Annotated in this window: 2 protein-coding genes; both read right to left on the bottom strand. The window is 65.2% G+C overall.

The window, feature by feature from the left end:
* Positions 1 to 45 precede the first annotated feature (45 nt).
* Positions 46 to 1,155, bottom strand: a complete 1,110-nt coding sequence (locus ACFWF3_RS35990; protein ID WP_378634866.1) for a DUF475 domain-containing protein — start codon at positions 1,153 to 1,155, stop codon at positions 46 to 48.
* 69 nt (positions 1,156 to 1,224) lie between these two features.
* Positions 1,225 to 1,357 (bottom strand): TerD family protein (locus tag ACFWF3_RS35985; protein WP_379318636.1); only part of this gene is annotated, 133 nt, incomplete at its 5' end.

The following is a 1,357-nucleotide window of genomic DNA, read 5'->3' as shown; positions in this document are numbered from 1 at the left end:
CCCGAGGGGACTCGCCGCCGCTGTAGATTGATCTTCGGTTGTGGATCAGCTGACCGGAGCGGACTCCTTGGCGTCCTCCACGGCGTCCGGCTCCGCCTTGCGGTTGCGCAGGACGCTGGAGACGAGCGCCGCGCCGATGAACGCCACGCCGATCAAGCCCGTGATGAGCTCGTTGACGTGCACGCCGATCGAGACGAGCAGGATCGCCGCCAGCGCTCCGATCGCCCAGTGGGCGCCGTGCTCGAGGTACACGTAGTCCGACAGCGTGCCCTGGCGAACCAGGTACACCGTGATCGACCGGACGAACATCGCGCCGATCAGGCCGAGGCCCAGCGCGATGATGATCGGGTCGGAGGTGATGGCGAACGCGCCGATGACACCGTCGAAGGAGAACGACGCGTCGAGCACTTCCAGGTAGAGGAACAGGAAGAACGCGGCCTTACCGGTCGCCTTGACCAGCGTGGACGGGCCACCCTGCGGGCCCTCTTCGAACTCCTCGGTGTGGAACATCGAACCGAGGCCGTCGACCAGGATGTAGACGATCATGCCGAGCAGGCCGGAGACCAGCACGGTGGAGCGATCGTCGGCGTCGGCCAGGAACTCCGCGACCAGCACCAGACCGGTACCGGCGACGACCACCGACAGCATGTCGAGCTTGCCCGCCTTGGCCAGCGGCTTCTCGAGCCAGCTGAGCCAGGTGATGTCACGCTCTTCGAAGATGAAGTTCAGGAACAGCAGCGCCAGGAACATGCCACCGAACGCCGCGATCTGCGGGTGCGCGTCGGTGAGCAGGGTCTCGTAGCTCGGGCTGCCGTCAGGGAAGTAGGCGGCGTCGTCCACCGGCGGGTTCAGCGCCAGGTCGAAAGCCTCGACCGGGTTCAGTCCCGCGGTGACCCACACGATGGCCAGCGGGAAGATCAGACGCATACCGAACACGGCGATCAGCACGCCGACAGTCAGGAAGATCCGCTGCCAGAATTCGCTCATCCGTTCCAGGACGGTGGCGTTGATGACGGCGTTGTCGAACGACAGCGACACCTCGAGAATGCCGAGGATGGCGCACAGTGCGAGAGCGGTCAAGCCACCGTAGAGGTAGGCCACGACCAGCGAGAACACCGTGATGACGATGGACAGGCCGAAGATGCGCGTTATCACGCGGAGGGACCTTTCTGTTTCGCACGAACAGGGGGCCCGATGTGTCGAGCCCCCTGTTCGCGAGGGTGACTAGACGTTGACGCCGTAGTCGCGAGCGATGCCGGACAGACCGGAGGCGTAGCCCTGACCGACGGCGCGGAACTTCCATTCGGCACCGTTGCGGTACAGCTCGCCGAAGACCATAGCGGTCTCGGTCGAGGCG

This window comes from Nocardia sp. NPDC060220, from assembly GCF_042727815.1.
Lineage (GTDB): Bacteria > Actinomycetota > Actinomycetes > Mycobacteriales > Mycobacteriaceae > Nocardia.
This window is presented reverse-complemented; position numbering and strand designations above follow the sequence as displayed.